The following is a 17,654-nucleotide window of genomic DNA, read 5'->3' as shown; positions in this document are numbered from 1 at the left end:
GCCGTTCCGGGCCGCGGGGCGCCGCCGTGGCGCGGAGCACACGGTGGCGCCCGTCTCCCCGCCCTGTGACGGGCGTCCCCTCCGGCGTGCGCCCGGGAGGACGGCCGCGGCGGCGCCGCGGCCGTGTTCCAGCAGGCGAGGGGGCGGCCTCCGGGGCCCTGCGGGCCCCGGGCCGGGGACGGGCGGTGCGGCGCGGAGACCCGCCGTTCCCGCGCTTCTCACGGTCGGCGCTCAGGGAACTCCCAGGTCCGCTTCCTACCGTCGTGTCCATGACGAACACCACCGACCAGAGAACCGCGCGTGCCCGGCACCGGCCGGCGCGCACGAAGAAGGCATGGATCGCGGCGGCCCTGTCGGCGGTCCTCGTGCTCGGCGGGTGCGCCGCCACGGGCTCCGCCGACGGGGCCCCGGCCGCGACCACGTCCTCGACGGCGGACGCGGCGGCCCCGGCCTCGACGAGCGAGGAGACGGTCACCGGCACCGCGGCCGCCGCCCAGGCGTTCATGGAGACGCTGTCGGACGAGCAGCGCGAGCAACTGCTTTACGCCTACGACGACGAGTCCAAGACCACGACGTGGTCGAACTTCCCGGTCACGTTCGTCGACCGGGCCGGGCTGGACCTGGACGACCTGACCGGGGAGCAGCGGGCGGCGGCCATGGAGGTCCTCGAAGCGCTGCTGAGCGAGGAGGGGTACGAGACCGTCACCGGCATCATGGGCGGCGATGAGTTCCTGTTGGAGAACAGCTCCAGCACCGAGGACTCGCTGGGGCGGTACTACATCGCCTTCTTCGGCGACCCCTCCGACACCGGCGCGTGGCAGGTGCAGTTCGGCGGGCACCACCTGGGCCTGAACGCCACGCTGGACGGCTCCGACGACTCGGTCACGTTCGCACCCACGCACCTGGGCTCCCAGCCCGCGGTCTACACGAACGAGGAGGGCGAGGAGGTCCAGCCGCTCGCGGGCATGTACGAGACGGCCTTCGCCTTCTACGACAGCCTGACCGAGGAGCAGAAGGCCGACCTGTACCAGGGGTCGGAGGTCCGGAACCTGACCTGCGCGCCCGGCGGGACCTGCTCGTACCCGACGGGGACCGGTCTGGCCGGGGCGGACCTGACCGACGAGCAGAAGCAACTGCTCCTGGACGTGGTCGCGAACTGGGTCGGCTTGGCGGACGAGGAGACCACGGCCGCGGCCCTGGCCGAGATCGAGGCGACCCTGGACGAGACCTACGTGAACTGGTCCGGGGCCACCGAGTACGACATGTCCCGGGGCGACGGCATCTACTTCCAGATCTCGGGGCCGGACGTCTACGTGGAGTTCGCCGACCAGCAGGGGTCGGCGGGCGCCGACGTGGACGGGTACACCACGTCCGGGTGGGGCCACATCCACACCGTCTACCGCGACCCCGCCAACGACTACGCCGGCAGCGTCACCCAGCAGGAGGCGACCGGCATGGGTGGGCCCGGGGAGGGCGACCCTGGAGAGGGCGGGCCCGGAACGGGCGAGCCGCCCTCCGGGGCCCCGGGGGACGGTGCGCCCGGCGACGAGGGGTGACCGGCGGCGGAGCCGTGTTCCACCCGGGCGGGGGGCGACGGGGGTCCGGCCCCCTCGCCGCCCGCCCGGCGCGGGGGCTCCCGGCCGGACTACTCCGCGGGCGGGGCGCCCCCGGCGAGGGCCTGCACGTCCGCGTAGGAGACGGCGCCGGGCAGCGGCAGCCCGTCGCGGACGGCCAGGGCTGTGTCCACGGCGCGACCGAGGGCGGCCCGATAGAGCAGGGAGCCGGTGCTGACCCGGGCCACGCCCAGCTCCCCCAGCCGGCGGAGGTCGAGCGCCGGGGTGGCCAGGACGTTGAGGGGCAGGGCGATCTCGACGGCGACGGCCTCGATGGCGCCGGGGTCCGCGAGCCCGGGCGCGAACACGCCGTCCGCCCCCGCCTCGGCGTAGGCCGCGAGCCGGGCGAGCGTGTCGTCGAGGTCGGTGCCGCCGAGCCAGTGGACGTCGGTGCGGGCGTTGACGAAGACGGCGGGGGCCGCCTCCTTGACGGCGGCGATCTTGCGGGCGGCCGCCTCGGGGGCGATCAGCTCCCCGCGGGTGCTGTCCTCGATGTTCACCCCGTCGACGCCCAGTCCGGCGACGAACTCGGCGACGGCGGCCGGGTCGTCGGAGAACCCGTCCTCGATGTCGACGGTCAGGTACCGGCCCAGGCGCGCGCCGACCAGGTCGCGGGCGAGGCGGGCGGTGGCCTCCCCGCCGCTGCGGGAGGCGTCGGCCAGGCCGTGCGCGGCGGCCACGCCCAGGCTGGTGGTGCCGACCGCGGGGAAGCCCTCGCGGGCGAGCAGCCGGGCCGAGGCGACGTCCCAGGCGTTGGGCAGCACGAACGGTCGGCCGGGCCGGTGGAGATCTGCGAACGTCACGGGGCGCGCACCTCTCTGCGGATGGTTCCTGCTGCGGTACCGGCCATGCTAGACCGCGGGGCCGGCGCTCCCCCGCATCACCGCCGCCGGACGCTCAGGCGTCGGGGCGCGCGACAGTACATGGACGCCCCCCGGGGGGCCCGTCGACGGCGGCCACGGCGGCGTCGAAGAGCGTGCGGGGGTCGGTCAGGGACATGGGGTCTCTCCGTGGTGGGGGCCTCTCCGCCAGTGGCCGAAGCCGGGGCGCCACCAGTACAGCTCGGTGCGGTCGGCGGGCCAGGGCACGCGGGGGTCGGCGGCGAGCTCGATGTCGTCGATGAGCAGGTCGATGTGGCGGAACCCCCGGTCGCGCACGTCGTGCTCCGTCGCGGGCCGGGCGTGGGCGCGTCCGGCCTCGCGGGACACGCCGTGGGCGGCGTAGTGGCGCTGGGCCTCCAGCAGCGACGACCGGTTCGCGCCTCCCCCGGACAGCGGCCACCGCAGCTGGACGGGGTCGTCCTGCCAGCGGCAGATCGGGCAGATGCCGTGCCCTCCGGGCCCGTCCCCGTGCACGAGGTACCCGCAGCACGGGCACGGCCACGGCCCGGGCCCGGGTGGGCGGGGCTCGGGGGGCATGGGGGCGCTCGCTTTCGGTCGGGGGTCGCAGCGTACCGCCGGGGGCGGGAGGGCGGCGAGGAGCCGGACCGAAAGGGGGCGCTCAGCAGGGCCGAATCCCGGGTCCCGTCGGGCGCGGGGCAGGGACGAAACACCACAGAGAACCACGAAGCTCCGCCCCCGGCGGGGCGCGGCGGGTGGGCTCTTGGCTCCGGCCGCCGGTGACCAGGAGGATGTCCGAAGCAGGGCGCACGCCCGCGAGGAGAGGAAGGGGACCGCGATGGCCGGTGCCACACGGAGCGCGCTTTCGGACCGACTCATCGGCTCCAAGATCCGCGGGGATCTGGCCGAGCGACTGGGCCTGCCCGAGGAGGCGATCTCGGTCGAGAGCACCGGGGGCCGCGTGACCTTGTCCTCGGTCCTGCCGGTCACCGAGGAGCAGCGGCGCGAGGCGATCGAGATCGCCGCCGCCACCCACGGGGTGACCGGCGTGTCCGCCGAGGGCCTGGACGTGGAACGGGCCCCGCGGCAGCGTTCCGCCGACTGACGCCGCGGGGCCGGGCCCGGAGGCCGGGGCGCCTCAGCCCTCGACCTCGGAGCGGTCGCCGCCCCAGAGGGTGTGGAAGACCCCCTCGCGGTCGGTGCGGCGGTAGGTGTGCGCGCCGAAGTAGTCCCGCTGGCCCTGGGTGAGGGCGGCGGGCAGCCGGTCCGCGCGCATCCCGTCGTAGTACGCCAGCGCCGCGGCGAACCCCGGCACCGGCACCCCCTCGGCGACGGCGAGGGACACGACGGACCGCCAGTCGTCCTGGGCCCGGCCGATCTCCCGCGCGAACTCCGCGTCCGACAGCAGCGACACCAGTCCCGGGTCGGCCTCGTAGGCGGCCGTGATCCGGTCCAGGAACGCGGCCCGGATGATGCAGCCGCCGCGCCAGATCCGGGCCACCGCGCCCGCGTCGATCCCCCAGCCGTACTCCGCGCTCGCGGCGGCGATCTGGTGGAACCCCTGCGTGTACGACACGATCTTGGACGCGTACAGCGCCTGCTCCACCCGGTCGGCGAACGCCTCGGCCCGCTCCGGCGGCAGCGGCCGGGCCGTCGGCCCCGGCAGCCCGCGGGAGGCGGCGCGCAGGTCGGCGTGGCCCGACAGCGACCGGGCGAACACCGCCTCGGCGATCCCCGACACCGGGACGCCCAGGTCCAGGGCGGTCTGCACCGTCCAGCGGCCGGTGCCCTTCTGCTCGGCCCGGTCCTGGACCACGTCCACGAACGGCTTCCCCGTGGCGGCGTCCACGTGGGAGAGCACCTCGGCGGTGATCTCGATGAGATAGGAGTCGAGGCGGCCGGTGTTCCAGCGCCGGAACACGTCGGCGATCCGCGCCGGGTCGTACCCCGCGATGTCGCGCAGCAGCTGGTAGGCCTCGCCGATGAGCTGCATGTCGGCGTACTCGATGCCGTTGTGCACCATCTTGACGAAGTGCCCGGCGCCGTCGGGGCCGACGTGGGTGACGCAGGGCGCGCCGTCGTCGGCCCTGGCGGCGATCCTCTCCAGCATCGGGCCCAGGGCCTCGTAGGACTCCGCGGACCCGCCGGGCATGATGCTGGGCCCGTTCAGTGCGCCCTCCTCGCCGCCGGAGACCCCGGTGCCGACGAAGTGGATGCCGCGCTCGCGCAGTTCGCGCTCGCGGCGCCGGGTGTCGGCGAAGTGCGCGTTGCCGCCGTCGACGATCATGTCGCCGGGTTCCAGCAGCGGGGCGAACTCGGCGATCACCGCGTCGGTGGGCTCGCCCGCCTTGACCATGACGACGAGGCGGCGCGGCCGCTCCAGGGCCGCCACGAACTCCTCGGCGGTCTCCGTCGCGACGAAGTCGCCTTCGCCGCCGAACTCCTCGACGAGGGCGCGGGTGCGCGCCGCCGTCCGGTTGTGCACGGCCACCGTGTAGCCGTTGCGCGCGAAGTTGCGTGCGAGGTTGCGCCCCATCACCGCGAGGCCTGTGACACCGATCTGAGCCGTACTGCCCATGTTCGTCCGCTCCTGGACCGAGAACCCGAATCCTCTCGACGGAGCGCCGCCCGGCGGGCCGTGGCGCGATCCGCCCGTACCCCTGGGACCCTACAAGCGCCCGCCGCCGCGGCGCGGTGTCCACGCGCCGGTGGCCCGGTGTGAAACGCCACCCCGGCCGCCGGAATCCCGGCGGGCGCGGCGGCGTTCGCCGCCGGAGCCGGGGCGCCGGACCGCCCTCGTGGCGATCGGCGCCCGGATCGCGCAGGATGGGTGACCGGAGCGGGCGGACCGCCGCCCGCACGGCACCGACCGCAGACCGCTCGGAAGGCTCCTCTCTTGACCGCGACTCCACGGACCGCACCGCCCCTGCGCATCGGCCTGGGCCTGGCCGCCGTCGGGCGGCCCGGCTACATCAACCTGGGCCGGGACACGGACCTGCCCGCCGTACGCTCGCCCGAGGCGCTGCGGGAGCGGGCGTTCGCCCTGATGGACGCCGCCTACGAGCGCGGCGTGCGCTACTTCGACGCCGCCCGCTCCTACGGCCTGGCCGAGGAGTTCCTGGCCGGGTGGCTGGCGGCCCGGCCCCGGGTCGCGGACGTGGTGGTCGGCAGCAAGTGGGGCTACACCTACACCGCCGGCTGGCGCACCGACGCCGATGTCCACGAGGTCAAGGACCACGGCGTCGCCGAGTACCGCCGCCAGCTCGCCGAGACCCGCGCGCTGCTCGGCGGCCGGCTGGGCGTCTACCAGGTCCACTCGGTGACCCCCGAGAGCCCGGCGCTGGGCGACACCGAGCTGCACGGGGAGCTGGCCCGGCTGGCCGCCGAGGGGGTGACCGTCGGCCTGTCCACCAGCGGCCCCCGCCAGGCGGAGACCATCCGCGCGGCGCTGGAGGTCACGGTGGGCGGGCGGCCCCTGTTCAACAGCGTGCAGAGCACCTACAACGTGCTGGAGCGCTCCGCGGGCGAGGCGCTGGCGCAGGCGCACGCCGAGGGCCGCACGGTGATCGTCAAGGAGGCCATGGCCAACGGCCGCCTGGCCGGCCCGCACCTGGCACCGGAGCTGGAGCCGGTGGCGCGGATCGCCCGCGAAACGGGTACGACGAGTGACGCCGTCGCGTTGGCGGCCGTCATCGCGCAGCCCTGGGCCGACATCGTGCTCTCCGGGGCCGCCACCGTCGACCAGCTCGCCGCCAACCTCCGCGCCGCCGACATCGTCCTGGACCCCGGACAGCGGGACGGGCTCGCCGCGCTGGCCGAGCCCGCCGACGCCTACTGGGCGCGGCGGTCCCGGCTGGCCTGGCACTGAGACCCGCCCGACCGTCCCCACACCGAACGGAGCACCGATGACCCACTTCCTGCCGTCCGCCGACCCGGTCGCGACCGCCGCGCGCGGTCTCGCCCTGGCCCACCCCGGCCTGATCGAGGTCCACGAGGACCCCCTGTTCCTGCGCGCGAGGACCCGCGCCCCGGGCCGCACCGTCGCGCTGGTGTCGGGCGGCGGCTCCGGGCACGAGCCGCTGCACACCGGCCTGCTGGGGCCCGGCGGCCTGGACGCCGTCTGCCCGGGCGCGGTCTTCGCCTCCCCGCACAACCGGCAGATCCACGCGGCCTGCGCGGCCGTCGCCGGGGACGGCGGGGTCCTGCTCATCGTGAAGAACTACACCGGCGACGTCATCAACTTCGGGATCGCCGCCGAGCGCCTGCGCCACGAGGGGGTCCCGGTCGCCACCGTCCTGGTCGACGACGACCTGGCCACCGACGGCGAGGACTCCGCGACCGGCCGCCGCGGCACCGCGGCGACCGTCGTGCTGGAGAAGCTGCTCGGCGCCCGCGCCGACCAGGGGGCCGGGCTCGACGAGCTCGCCGACCTGGGCGCGCGGATCGTGGCGCGCTCGCGCAGCATCGCGGTGGCCGCCCGGGCGCAGACCTCCCCGGCGACCGGGGAGCCCGCCTTCGCCCTGGACGCCGGGACCCTGGAGTACGGGGTGGGGATCCACGGCGAGCGCGGCACCGGCACCGTCGAGCGCCTCCCCGTCGAGAAGCTGGTGGAACGCATGGCCGACGACCTGCTCGCGGCCCTACCCGCCGGGCAGGAGCGCGTGCTGGCGCTGGTCAACGGCCTGGGCGCCACCACCGGCCTGGAGCTGCACGCCGTCGGCTCGCTGCTGTACGACGCGCTGTCCGCGCGCGGCGCCGAGCCCCTGGCGGTGGTGCCCGGGACCTTCACCGCGGCCCTGGACATGTCCGGGTTCTCCCTCACCCTGACCCGGATGGAACCGGAGTGGGTACAGCTGTGGACCGCGCCCTCGGACACCCCGCTGGTGCTCCCCTCCCGCACGCTGACGGCGGAGGCCGCGGCCGGGGCGGTGGTGCGGCCCGGGCCGGCCCCGGAGGCGGAGGGCGCCGCCGACCCGTCCGGCCGGACCGTCCTGGACCGCTTCGCCGAGGCCGTCGCGGAGTCGCGCGACGACCTCACCGCGCTCGACCAGCTCGTCGGCGACGGCGACTTCGGCGACAACCTCCTGGGCGGGGTGCGCCGGGCTCAGGCCCTGGACGGGGCGGCGGGCGGCGGCATGGGGGCGCTGGCCCGGGCGTTCCTGGACGACGTGGGCGGTACCAGCGGGCCGCTCTTCGGCCTCCTGTTCCAGCAGCTCGGCGCGGTGGCCTGGCCGGAGGAGGGGGTGCCAGACGCGCGCTCGGCGGCGGAGGCCGCGGAGGCGGGCCTGGCCGCCGTCCGGCGGGTGGGCGGCGCCGAGGTCGGCGACAGCACCCTGGTGGACGCGCTCGCGCCCGCCGCCCGGGCGCTGGGGGACGCCGCCCGGGACGGGTCGGACGCCCCCTTCAGCGCCGCGGCCGAGGCCGCGGCCCGGGGCGCGGCGGGTACGGCGGACCTCACCCCGCGGCGCGGCCGCGCCAGCTACGTGGGCGAGCGCGCCGTCGGGGTCCCCGACCCCGGTGCCCTGGGGGTGGCGCTGCTGTTCCTCGTCCTCGCGCGGGTCTACGAGCCGGAGGCGGCCGCGGGCCTGCCCGGCCTGCGGGAGGTCGCCGGCCGCTGACCGGGCCGGCCGCGCCGGGGCGGGCCCCTCCCCTTTCAGGGGCCCGGCCCCGGCCCGTCATCCCCGGTGGTCGTGCAGTCCGAGCAGGTCGATGGCGGCCTGGCGCATCTCGACCTTGCGGACCTTGCCGGTGACGGTCATGGGGAACGCGTCGACGACGTGGACGCGGCGCGGGATCTTGTAGTGGGCCAGCCGCCCCTCGCAGAACTCCGCCAGCGCCCGCTCGGTGAGGGGTTCGGCGCCCGGGCGCATGATCACCCAGGCCATGAGCTCCTCGCCGTACTTGCGGTCGGGGACGCCGATGACCTGTACGTCCGCGATGTCGGGGTGGGTGTACAGGTACTCCTCGACCTCGCGGGGGTAGATGTTCTCGCCGCCGCGGATGACCATGTCCTTGATCCGGCCGACGATGTCCACGTAGCCCTCGTCGTCCATGACGGCCAGGTCGCCGGTGTGCATCCAGCGGGCGGAGTCGATGGCCTCGACGGTCTTGTCCGGTTCGTCCCAGTAGCCGAGCATCACCGAGTAGCCGCGGGTGCACAGCTCCCCCGCCTCGCCGCGCGGCGCGGTGACCGTGGTGCCGGGGCGGACCACCTTCACCTCCAGGTGCGGCATGACCCGGCCGACGGTCTCGGTGCGGCGGCGCAGGTCGTCGTCGCGGCGGGTCATGGTGGACACCGGGGAGGTCTCGGTCATCCCGTAGCAGATGGCGACCTCGGCCATGTTCATCTCGCCGACGACCCGCTTCATGACCTCCACCGGGCAGGGCGAGCCTGCCATGATGCCGGTGCGCAGGGTGGACAGGTCGTAGCGGGCGAAGTCGGGGTGGTCGAGCTCGGCGATGAACATGGTCGGCACCCCGTACAGGGAGGTGCAGCGCTCGTCCTGGACGGCGCGCAGCGCGGCCGCGGGGTCGAACGCCGCGGAGGGCAGCACCATGCACGCGCCGTGGGAGGTGGCCGCCAGGTTGCCCATGACCATGCCGAAGCAGTGGTACAGCGGGACGGGCAGGCAGACCCGGTCGTGTTCGGTGTAGCCCAGGCCACGGGCGACGAAGTACCCGTTGTTGAGGATGTTGTGGTGCGACAGGGTCGCGCCCTTGGGGAACCCGGTGGTGCCCGACGTGTACTGGATGTTGACGGGGTCGTCGCAGGACAGCTCGGCGGCGCGGGCGTCCAGGGCGCCGGGGTCGACGGCGCTCCCGGCCTCCACCAGGGCGTCCCAGTCGGGGGTGCCGATGAACACGGTCTCGGTGAACCGGATCTCGGCGAGCATCGCCCGGTAGTCGCTGGACCTGTGCGCGGTGGCGGCGACCATGAGCCGCATGCCGGACTGGCGGACCACGTAGTCGAGCTCGTGGGAGCGGTAGGCGGGGTTGACGTTGGTCAGGACCGCCCCGATGCGCGCGGTGGCGTACTGGGTGAGGACCCATTCGGCGTTGTTGGGGGACCAGATGCCGACCCGGTCGCCCCGGGCGACGCCGCGGGCCAGCAGGCCCCGGGCCACCGCGTCGACGGCCGCGTCGAACTCGGCGTAGGTCCAGCGGCGGCCGGTCTCGGCCTCCACCAGCGCTTCGCGGTCGGGGTGGCGGGCGGCGGTGCGCGCCAGGTTCGCGCCGATGGTGTCGCCCAGCAGGGGGGTGTCGGAGGTCCCGGACGCGTAGGAGAGTCGTGTGTCGCCCATGGGGCCGAGCATCGGGCACGCCGCCGGGGCCCGCCACCCCCTTTCGGGGGTGGTCTCCCGACGGCGCCGGTGTGTAATCCTGGTCACACGGCCGTTCCGGCCGCCGTCCGCACGGCGGGAGGCGGCGGCCGTGCCCCGTGCCGACGGGGCGTCCGCCCGCACCCGCCGCGCCCGGTGGCCCACAGGAGGATCCGATGGCCCTCGCGCATCTCCCGTCCGGTTCCCTGGTGCCCCGGGTGTCCGTGCTCGTCCGCGCCGCCCTGGGCCGGGCGCGGCGCACCACCGGCCTGCCCGTGCTGTTCGGCGGCACGGCGGCGCCGGAGCGGACGGCGGTGCGGCTGACCGAGATCGCGGGGGCGCGCACCGACGCCCTGCGGGGGCTGGTGATCCGGGGCGGCAGCGGCCTGGGCGGGCGGGTGCTGGTCACCGGCCGGCCGGGCAGCGTGGACGACTACGTCGCCGACCGGCGGATCAGCCACGAGTACGACGCGCCGGTGGGCGCCGAGGGGCTGCGCGCGGTCGCCGCGGTGCCGGTCGTGGTGGCGGGGTCGGTGGCGGCGCTGCTGTACGGCGGGGTGCGCGAGCCGCTGCCGATCGGCGCGCGCACGGTGGCCGCGCTGGAGCACGCGGCGTCCCGGCTGGCCGCCGAGCTGGCGGTGCGCGCGGAGGTGGAGCGCCGGGTGGCGGGGGTGGAGACCGCCGAGATCACGCGGGCGGCGCGCGACCCGCGTACGGGGCCCGACTGGGAGCGGCTGCGCGAGGCGCACGCCGAGCTGCGGGCGATCGCCCAGGAGGTGACCGACCCGGAGCTGCGCGACCGGCTGCGCGGCGTGTGCGACCGGCTGTCCGGCCCGGCCCCCGGGCGGGCGCCGGCCCCGGCGCTGGCGCCGCGGGAGGTGGACGTGCTCGCGCTGGTGGCCGTGGGCTGCGGCAACGCGGAGGTGGGCCGCCGCCTGGGACTGGGCGCGGAGACCGTCAAGAGCTACCTGCGCGGCGCGATGCGCAAGCTCGGCACCCACACCCGGATGGAGACGGTCGTGGCGGCCCGCCGGGCGGGCCTCCTGCCCTGACCGGCGCTCACGGGGACTCGGCCGGGGGCGCCTCGGCCAGCGACACGCTGTTGCCGTCGGGGTCGCGGGCGACGACGTGCCGGACGCCGTTGCCGTAGGTCTCCACCGGTTCGCGGCCGGCGCCGTGGGCGGTCAGCCGCGCCAGGATCCGGTCGAGTCCGGTGACGCCGAGGGTGAGTATGCCGCCGCCTGCGCGGTCGGGGTGGGCGGCGACGACGACCCAGGCCGCCTCGTCCACCCGCCACATCGTCTCCTCCCCGACCACCTCGTCGGCGGGCCGGCCGAAGAGCGCCGTGTACCAGCCGAGCGAGGCCTCCACGTCCGTGACCGGCAGGACCGCGTACAGGTGGGTCATCGAGGCCATGGCCGTCCCCTCTCTCCGTTCGCCGGCGGCGCCGGGCGCTCCGGCCCCCGGAGGGCGCAGGCTACCGCAGGCCGCCGACACCGGCCCGGGTGCCCCGCGGGGCGCCCGGGCCGGACGGGTCAGAAGGAGTAGCCGGGGATGTCGGAGCGGACGGTGAGCCACTGGGTCTCGGTGAACGCCTCGATGTTGGCCTGCGCCCCGCCGAACCGGGAGCCGGTGCCGGAGTCGCGCCACCCGCCGAACGGGGCGTTGGCCTCGTCGGCGACGGTGTGCTCGTTGATGTGCAGCTTGCCGGTGTCGATGCGGTCGGCGATCCGCATGGCCTCGCCGACCTCGCCCAGCAGGCTGACCGACAGCGCGTACTCGGAGTCGTTGACCAGCGCGACCGCCTCGTCCGGCGTGGCGAACGGCAGCACCGGGGCGACCGGGCCGAACAGCTCCTCCCGCCAGGCGGGCATGTCCGGGGTGAGGTCGCACAACACGGTCGGCCGGTAGAACAGCCCCTCGAAGGTGCCGCCCGCGGCGAGCCTGCCGCCCGCCTCGACGGTGGCGGTGACGATGCCGTGCACCCGCTCCAGCTGGCCCCGGTCGATGATCGGCCCCAGGGCGACCGACCCGGCGGCCGGGTCGCCGACGGGCAGGCGGCCGGCCTTCTCGGCCAGCGCCGCCACGTACTCCTCGTACAGGGACTCGTGGACCAGGTGGCGGCCGGTGCTCATGCAGATCTGGCCCTGGTGCAGGAACGACCCCGTCGCCCCGGCGGAAACGGCCCTGGCCAGGTCCGCCCCGGGCAGCACGACCTGGGCGTTGTTGCCGCCCAGCTCCAGGTGGGCGCGCTTGAGGTGGCGGGCGGCGGCCTCGCCCACCCTGCGGCCGGCCGGGGTGGAGCCGGTGAAGGACACCACGCGCACCGCGGGCGCGGTCACGACGGCCTCGCCCACGTCGGCGCCGCCGGGCAGCAGCTGGAGCACCCCCGCGGGCAGCCCGGCCTCCTCGAAGACGCGGACGATGGACACCCCGCCCGAGACGGTGGTGCGCGGGTCGGGCTTGAGCAGGACGGCGTTGCCCAGGGCCAGGGCGGGCGCGACCGAGCGGATGGCCAGGATGAGCGGGAAGTTGAACGGGGCGATGACGCTCACCACCCCGGCCGGGCGGCGGCGGGCGAACGACCAGTGGTCGTCGTTGGAGGTGAGGACGTCGCCGTGCGGGTGGGTGGGCAGGGCGGCCGCCTCGTGGCATTCGGCGGCGGCGATGGTCGTCTCCATGGCGGCCTTGGGCGGGATGCTCCCGGCCTCCCTGACGATCCAGTCCCGGATCTCCTCGGCGTGCCGCTCGAACAGGTCCCCGGCGCGGCGCAGCACGGCGGCGCGCTCGGCGGGGGTGCGGGCGGCCCACGCGCGGCGGGCGCCGTCGGCGCGTTCGGCGGCCTCGGCGGCGTCGGCGGCGGTGGCCAGGCCGACCTCGCCCAGGGCCTCGCCGGTGGCGGGGGCGGTGACGGTACGGGTGGCGGGGGCGGGCCGCCAGCCGTCGGTGTGGATGCGTGACGACCAGCGGCCGTCCGCCAGCAGGGTCTCGGTCATGGGTACGGGCCTTCCCGGGGGGTGGTGGGGACGGTTTCGGTCAGTCGGCGTGCAGGACGACGGCCAGTCCCTGGCCGACGCCGATGCACAGGGCGGCCAGGCCCCAGCCGCCGCCGCGGCGGCGCAGCTCGTGGGCGAGGGCGCCCAGGATGCGGGCGCCGGAGGCGCCCAGGGGGTGGCCGATGGCGAGGGCTCCGCCGTTCGGGTTGACGATTGCCGGGTCCAGTTCGCTCCAGGACCGGATGCAGGCCAGGGCCTGGGCGGCGAAGGCCTCGTTCAGCTCCACGACGGACAGGTCGCCCCAGCCGATCCCGGCGCGCTCCAGGGCGATCTCGGCGGCGCGGACCGGGCCGATGCCGAACACGTCGGGGTCGACCCCGGCCGCGCCGCGTCCCGCGATGCGGGCCAGCGGCCGCACGCCCAGGGCCTCGGCGGCGGAGGTATCGCCGATGAGCAGGGCGGCGGCGCCGTCGTTGAGGGGGGAGGCGTTGCCCGCGGTGATGGTGCCGTCCTCCCGGAAGGAGGGCTTGAGGGCGGCGAGCCGGTCGGCGGAGGTGGCGCGGACGGACTCGTCGCGGTCGAGCGCGGCGCCGGGGACCTGGACGATCTCGTCGTCGAACACGCCCTGTTCCCAGGCCCGGGCGGCCCTGGTGTGGCTGGCCAGGGCGAAGGCGTCCTGGTCGTCGCGGCCGATGCCGTGGGCGGCGGCGAGCCCCTCGGTGGCCTCGCCCAGCGACACGGTCCACCGGCCGGGCATGCGCGGGTTGACCATGCGCCAGCCCAGGGTGGTGGAGTGCAGGGCGGCGTCGGCGGCGGGGAAGCCCTTGGCGGGTTTGGGCAGCACCCAGGGGGCGCGGCTCATGGACTCCACTCCCCCGGCCAGGACCAGGCGGGCGTCGCCGGTCTGGACGGCGCGGGCTGCCTGGATCGCGGCCTCCATGCCCGAGCCGCACAGGCGGTTGACGGTGACGCCGGGGACGGTGGTGGGCAGCCCGGCGAGCAGGGCGGCCATGCGGGCGACGTTGCGGTTCTCCTCCCCGGCGCCGTTGGCGTTGCCCAGGACGACCTCGTCGACGGCCCCGCCCTCCAGGGCGGGGGTGCGTTCGACCAGGGCGCCGACCACGTGGGCGGCGAGGTCGTCGGGGCGCACCCCGGACAGGGCGCCGCCGTAGCGGCCGAAGGGGGTGCGCACCGCGTCGAGGATGTGGACGTCGGCCATCACCGGGCCCCCGTTCCGGTCAGGGAGCGCAGCACCGACAGCTCGGTCGTGGTGGGCTCGGGGGTGGTCTCCGGGTCCGGGGCGACCCTGAGGTCCCAGCCGGTGGCGGCGCGCACCTCGTCGACGGTCACCCCGGGGTGCACGCCGGTGAGGACCAGTTCGCGGGTGTCGGGGTCGGGTTCCAGGACGCCCAGGTCGGTGATGACGCGGGTGGGGCCCCGGCCGCGCAGGCCCAGGCGCTCGCGGTCGCCGGGGCCCGAGCCGTGGCCGACGGAGGTCACGAAGTCGACCCGGTCGACGAACGCGCGCGTGCTGTGCCGGACGATGATGACGACCTCCCCGCAGGAGGCGGCGATCTCGGGGGCGCCGCCCGCGCCGGGCAGGCGCACCTCGGGGTCGGCGTAGTCGCCGATGACGGTGGTGTTGATGTTGGCGTAGCGGTCGATCTGGGCGGCGCCCAGGAAGCCGACGTCGATGCGCCCGGCCTGGAGCCAGAGGTTGAACACCTCGGGCACGGAGACGACCGCGTCGGCGCTCTCGGCCAGCACGCCGTCGCCGATGGACAGCGGCAGGTGGGCGGGGACGGTGCCCAGGGTGCCGGACTCGTAGATCATCCACAGGCCGGGGGCGTGGGTGCGGCGGGCCAGGTTGGCGGCGGTGCTGGGCAGGCCGATGCCGACGAAGCAGGACATGCCGTCGCCCAGGGCGCGGGCCGCGGCCACGGTCATGATCTCGTCGGAGGTCCAGTCGGAGGTCCGGGTCGCGGTGGTCACAGGGCGGTCCCCTCGGGGGTGGCGGCGGGCGCGGTGGCGGTGAGGTCGGCGAGCCAGCGGGTGAAGGCCTCGCGGTCGCGGCCGACGGCGTCCCAGGACCTGTACGCCTCGTTGTCGCGCTCGTAGTAGCCGTGCGCGTAGGAGGGGGCGGCGCCGCCGGGGACGACGCTGACGCGGTCGACCACCCGGGCGGGGAGGACGACCTGGCCGGGGACGGGTTCGAGGGTGTCGACGACCTCCTCGACGGTCACCAGGACCCGGTCGGCCGCCAGGGCGGCCTCCTTCTGGATGCCGATGATGCCCCACATCTGGACGTTGCCCGCGCGGTCGGCGCGCTGGGCGTGGATGACCGTGACGTCGGGGTTGAGGGCGGGGACGGCGGCCAGCTCCTGCCCGGTGAAGGGGCAGACGACGGTCTTGATGTGGGGGTTGTGCGCGACCAGGTCGGTCCCGCTGTAGCCGCGCAGGACGGCGAAGGGCAGTCCGGAGGCGCCGGCGAGGTAGCGGTTGGCCATCCCGGCGTGGCTGTGCTCCTCGATCTCCAGGGGGACGGGCCAGCCGGTGGTGACGGCGTCGCGGAACCGGTGCAGGGAGCCGACCCCGGGGTTGCCGCCCCAGGAGAACACGAGCCTGCGGGCGCAGCCGGCGCCGATCATCCGGTCGTAGACGATGTCGGGGGTCATCCGGACCAGGGTGAGGTCGCGCAGCCCCTGGCGGATGATCTCGTGCCCGGCCTCGACGGGGATGAGGTGGGTGAACCCCTCCAGGGCGACCGTGTCGCCGTCGTGGACGAGTTCGGCGATCGCCTCGTCCAGTGGCGCGATCATGAAGGACCTTCCGTTCGTATAGCGAACTATTGTTCTCAAGGCGAACAACTGAGGAGACCGTAACCCCGCCACCGGAGATCCGTCAAGGTCGCGCGCCCCCGGCGGGGCGGGCCGGGCACGCGGAAGGGCGCCGCGGCCCGGCCTCCGCCGGGGCGCGGCGCCCCCCTGCCCGCGGACCGGGGCTCCCGGGCCGGTCCGCGGGCGCCCTCAGGCGCTCCCGCCGCGTTCGAGCTCGTGGCGCAGGCCCTCCAGCTCGGCGCCGCCGGACATCCGGTGGACCAGGTCCTCGGGCCGGACCTCGGAGCGGGCGGCGTCCAGCACGACCTCGCCCAGGTCGAGCACCACGAAGTGGTCCCCGACCAGGTGGGCGTGGTGCGGGTTGTGGGTGATGAACACGACCCCCAGCCCCTCCTCGCGGGCGGCGGCGATGTACTTGAGCACCATCCCCGACTGCTTGACGCCCAGGGCGGCGGTGGGCTCGTCCAGGATCAGCACCCGCGCGCCGAAGTACACGGCCCGGGCGATCGCCACCACCTGGCGCTGGCCGCCGGACAGCTTCCCCACGGGCGCGTCGATGTCGGGCAGGACGATGCCCATCCGGCGCAGCTCGGCGTCGGCGATCCGCCGCATCCCCGCGGCGTCCGCCATCGAGAACGGGCCCCACCGCAGCAGCTTCTCCTTCCCGAGGAAGAAGTTGCGCCACACCGGCATCAGCGGCGCCATCGCCAGGTCCTGGTGGACGGTGGCGATGCCCAGGTCGCGGGCCTGGCGCGGGGAGGACAGGGCGACCTCCCGCCCGTCCACCCGGTACACCCCGGTGGTGGGCGGGTGCAGCCCCGCGATGATCTTGATCAGCGTGGACTTGCCCGCGCCGTTGTCGCCGAGGATGCAGGTCACCTCCCCGGCCCGCACCACCAGGTCCACCCCGGTGAGCGCCCGGACGGTGCCGAAGGCCTTGCCGACCCCGGCCAGTTCCAGCAGCGGCGCATCGGTCATGTCGTCCCCCTGTCGGCCTGGGCGCGGAACCACGCGTTGAGGACGACGGCGGCCAGCAGCATCGCGCCGACGAAGAACATCACCCAGTAGTTGTCCCAGCCCGCGTACACGATGCCCTGCCGGGTCATCCCGTAGATGAACGCGCCGACCGCCGCGCCCACCACCGTCCCGTACCCGCCGGTGAGCAGGCAGCCGCCGACCACCGCCGCCATGATGTACAGCAGCTCGTTGCCGATGCCCTCGCCGGACTGGACGGTGTTGAACGCGAAGAGCAGGTGCATGCCGGAGAACCAGGCGAAGAACCCCACCGTCATGAACAGCCCGATCCTCACCCCCGCCACCGGCACGCCCATCGCCCGGGCGGCCTCGGCGTCCCCGCCCACCGCCTGGATCCAGTTGCCGACCCGGGTGCGCAGCAGCACCCAGGTGGCCAGTGCGGTGAACAGCGCCCACCACAGCACGGTGACGCGCAGGTCCAGCCCGCCCACCGGGAAGGACGACGCGAACACCGCCCGGGCCGAGGCGAACCCGTCCATGTCGGAGATGTTCCGGGTGGACACCCCGTCGACGACGATGCGGGTGATCGCGACGTTGAGCCCCTGGAGCATCAGGAACATCGCCAGTGTCACCAGGAAGCTGGGCAGCCGGGTGCGCACCAGGATCCACCCGTTGAGGAACCCGATGCCCAGCGACACCGCCAGCGCGATCGCCACCCCGGCCCACACGTTGAGCCCGAACCACCAGGCGGTCATCGAGGCGGTGAGCGCCGAGGAGACCACCGCGACCCCGGCCGACAGGTCGAACTCGCCGCCGATCATCAGCAGCGACACCCCGACCGCCATGATGCCGATGGTCGACGCGGCGTACAGGACCGTGCCCATGGCCGAGGCGGTGCGGAAGGGCTCGGCCACGGCGAAGAACACCGCGAACACCACCACCGCGCCCAGCAGCGACCCCAGCTCGGGCCGGGTGGCCAGGCGGCGCAGCGGCGACCGGCGGTTCGGCCCCGCCGTGCCCTGCCCCCCGCCCGCGGCGGGGTCCGGCGCCCGGAGCGCCTCCGTGCCCGCCATGG

The 17,654-nt window shown here is 75.5% G+C and carries 16 protein-coding genes; 5 read left to right on the top strand and 11 right to left on the bottom strand.

Going from position 1 to position 17,654, the window contains the following annotated elements:
- Positions 1-269: 269 nt before the first annotated feature.
- Positions 270-1,556, top strand: a complete 1,287-nt coding sequence (locus ACFVNO_RS19705) for a DUF3500 domain-containing protein (protein WP_378894421.1) — start codon at positions 270-272, stop codon at positions 1,554-1,556.
- A gap of 89 nt (positions 1,557-1,645) precedes the next feature.
- Here ACFVNO_RS19705 and ACFVNO_RS19700 read toward each other — a convergent pair whose 3' ends face one another.
- The gene (locus ACFVNO_RS19700; RefSeq protein WP_378894418.1) at positions 1,646-2,416 is read right to left on the bottom strand and encodes an isocitrate lyase/phosphoenolpyruvate mutase family protein; all 771 of its coding nucleotides are present in this window, start codon (positions 2,414-2,416) and stop codon (positions 1,646-1,648) included.
- A gap of 186 nt (positions 2,417-2,602) precedes the next feature.
- Positions 2,603-3,031 carry a CPCC family cysteine-rich protein gene (locus ACFVNO_RS19695; protein ID WP_378894415.1) on the bottom strand — a complete coding sequence of 143 codons (429 nt, stop codon included), beginning with the start codon at positions 3,029-3,031 and terminating at the stop codon, positions 2,603-2,605.
- Between the two features lie 259 nt (positions 3,032-3,290).
- Between ACFVNO_RS19695 and ACFVNO_RS19690 the strand changes: the two genes are divergently transcribed.
- Entirely contained in the window at positions 3,291-3,557 is a 267-nt protein-coding gene (locus ACFVNO_RS19690) for a BON domain-containing protein (RefSeq protein WP_220561636.1), read from the top strand.
- Positions 3,558-3,590: 33 nt separating this feature from the next.
- On the opposite strand, the gene gndA is transcribed toward ACFVNO_RS19690, so the two are convergent.
- On the bottom strand, positions 3,591-5,030 hold the full coding sequence (gene gndA / locus ACFVNO_RS19685) for an NADP-dependent phosphogluconate dehydrogenase (protein ID WP_355259257.1): 1,440 nt from the start codon (positions 5,028-5,030) through the stop codon (positions 3,591-3,593).
- Between the two features lie 318 nt (positions 5,031-5,348).
- On the opposite strand from gndA, the gene ACFVNO_RS19680 reads away from it, so the two are divergent.
- Complete coding sequence (locus tag ACFVNO_RS19680; RefSeq protein ID WP_378894410.1) at positions 5,349-6,320, top strand: aldo/keto reductase; 972 nt, start codon at positions 5,349-5,351, stop codon at positions 6,318-6,320.
- A 37-nt stretch (positions 6,321-6,357) separates the two neighbouring features.
- Positions 6,358-8,070, top strand: a complete 1,713-nt coding sequence (locus ACFVNO_RS19675) for a dihydroxyacetone kinase family protein (protein ID WP_378894407.1) — start codon at positions 6,358-6,360, stop codon at positions 8,068-8,070.
- Positions 8,071-8,127: 57 nt separating this feature from the next.
- On the opposite strand, the gene ACFVNO_RS19670 is transcribed toward ACFVNO_RS19675, so the two are convergent.
- Entirely contained in the window at positions 8,128-9,753 is a 1,626-nt protein-coding gene (locus ACFVNO_RS19670; protein ID WP_355259248.1) for an AMP-binding protein, read from the bottom strand.
- A 194-nt stretch (positions 9,754-9,947) separates the two neighbouring features.
- Here ACFVNO_RS19670 and ACFVNO_RS19665 point away from each other — a divergent pair, with 194 nt between their 5' ends.
- A complete protein-coding gene (locus tag ACFVNO_RS19665; RefSeq protein ID WP_355259245.1) occupies positions 9,948-10,823 on the top strand; it encodes a helix-turn-helix transcriptional regulator in 876 nt (291 codons plus the stop codon).
- A gap of 7 nt (positions 10,824-10,830) precedes the next feature.
- On the opposite strand, the gene ACFVNO_RS19660 is transcribed toward ACFVNO_RS19665, so the two are convergent.
- From ACFVNO_RS19660 to ACFVNO_RS19630, 7 genes are all read right to left on the bottom strand, one after another.
- Positions 10,831-11,187 (bottom strand): VOC family protein, encoded by a 357-nt coding sequence (locus ACFVNO_RS19660; RefSeq protein ID WP_355259242.1) that lies wholly within the window; start codon positions 11,185-11,187, stop codon positions 10,831-10,833.
- A gap of 119 nt (positions 11,188-11,306) precedes the next feature.
- Positions 11,307-12,767, bottom strand: a complete 1,461-nt coding sequence (locus ACFVNO_RS19655; protein ID WP_378894402.1) for a benzaldehyde dehydrogenase — start codon at positions 12,765-12,767, stop codon at positions 11,307-11,309.
- A 40-nt stretch (positions 12,768-12,807) separates the two neighbouring features.
- Positions 12,808-13,986, bottom strand: a complete 1,179-nt coding sequence (locus ACFVNO_RS19650; RefSeq protein WP_355259236.1) for a thiolase family protein — start codon at positions 13,984-13,986, stop codon at positions 12,808-12,810.
- Positions 13,986-14,714 (bottom strand): CoA-transferase, encoded by a 729-nt coding sequence (locus ACFVNO_RS19645; protein ID WP_355259591.1) that lies wholly within the window; start codon positions 14,712-14,714, stop codon positions 13,986-13,988. The genes ACFVNO_RS19650 and ACFVNO_RS19645 overlap by 1 nt, the downstream gene beginning before the upstream one ends.
- A 41-nt stretch (positions 14,715-14,755) precedes the next feature.
- Positions 14,756-15,586: a CoA transferase subunit A gene (locus ACFVNO_RS19640; protein ID WP_220561645.1), complete on the bottom strand. Its 831-nt coding sequence runs from the start codon at positions 15,584-15,586 to the stop codon at positions 14,756-14,758.
- A gap of 207 nt (positions 15,587-15,793) precedes the next feature.
- Positions 15,794-16,582, bottom strand: a complete 789-nt coding sequence (locus tag ACFVNO_RS19635) for an ATP-binding cassette domain-containing protein (RefSeq protein WP_355259233.1) — start codon at positions 16,580-16,582, stop codon at positions 15,794-15,796.
- Positions 16,579-17,652, bottom strand: coding sequence for an ABC transporter permease (locus tag ACFVNO_RS19630; RefSeq protein ID WP_355259230.1), 1,074 nt, complete (start codon positions 17,650-17,652; stop codon positions 16,579-16,581). The genes ACFVNO_RS19635 and ACFVNO_RS19630 overlap by 4 nt, the downstream gene beginning before the upstream one ends.
- Between the last annotated feature and the right edge of the window lie 2 nt (positions 17,653-17,654).

The organism is Nocardiopsis sp. NPDC057823 (genome assembly GCF_042797335.1).
GTDB classification, from domain to species: domain Bacteria; phylum Actinomycetota; class Actinomycetes; order Streptosporangiales; family Streptosporangiaceae; genus Nocardiopsis; species Nocardiopsis changdeensis.
The sequence above is the reverse complement of the archived record's forward strand: the minus strand, read 5'-3'. Positions and strand labels throughout refer to the sequence as shown.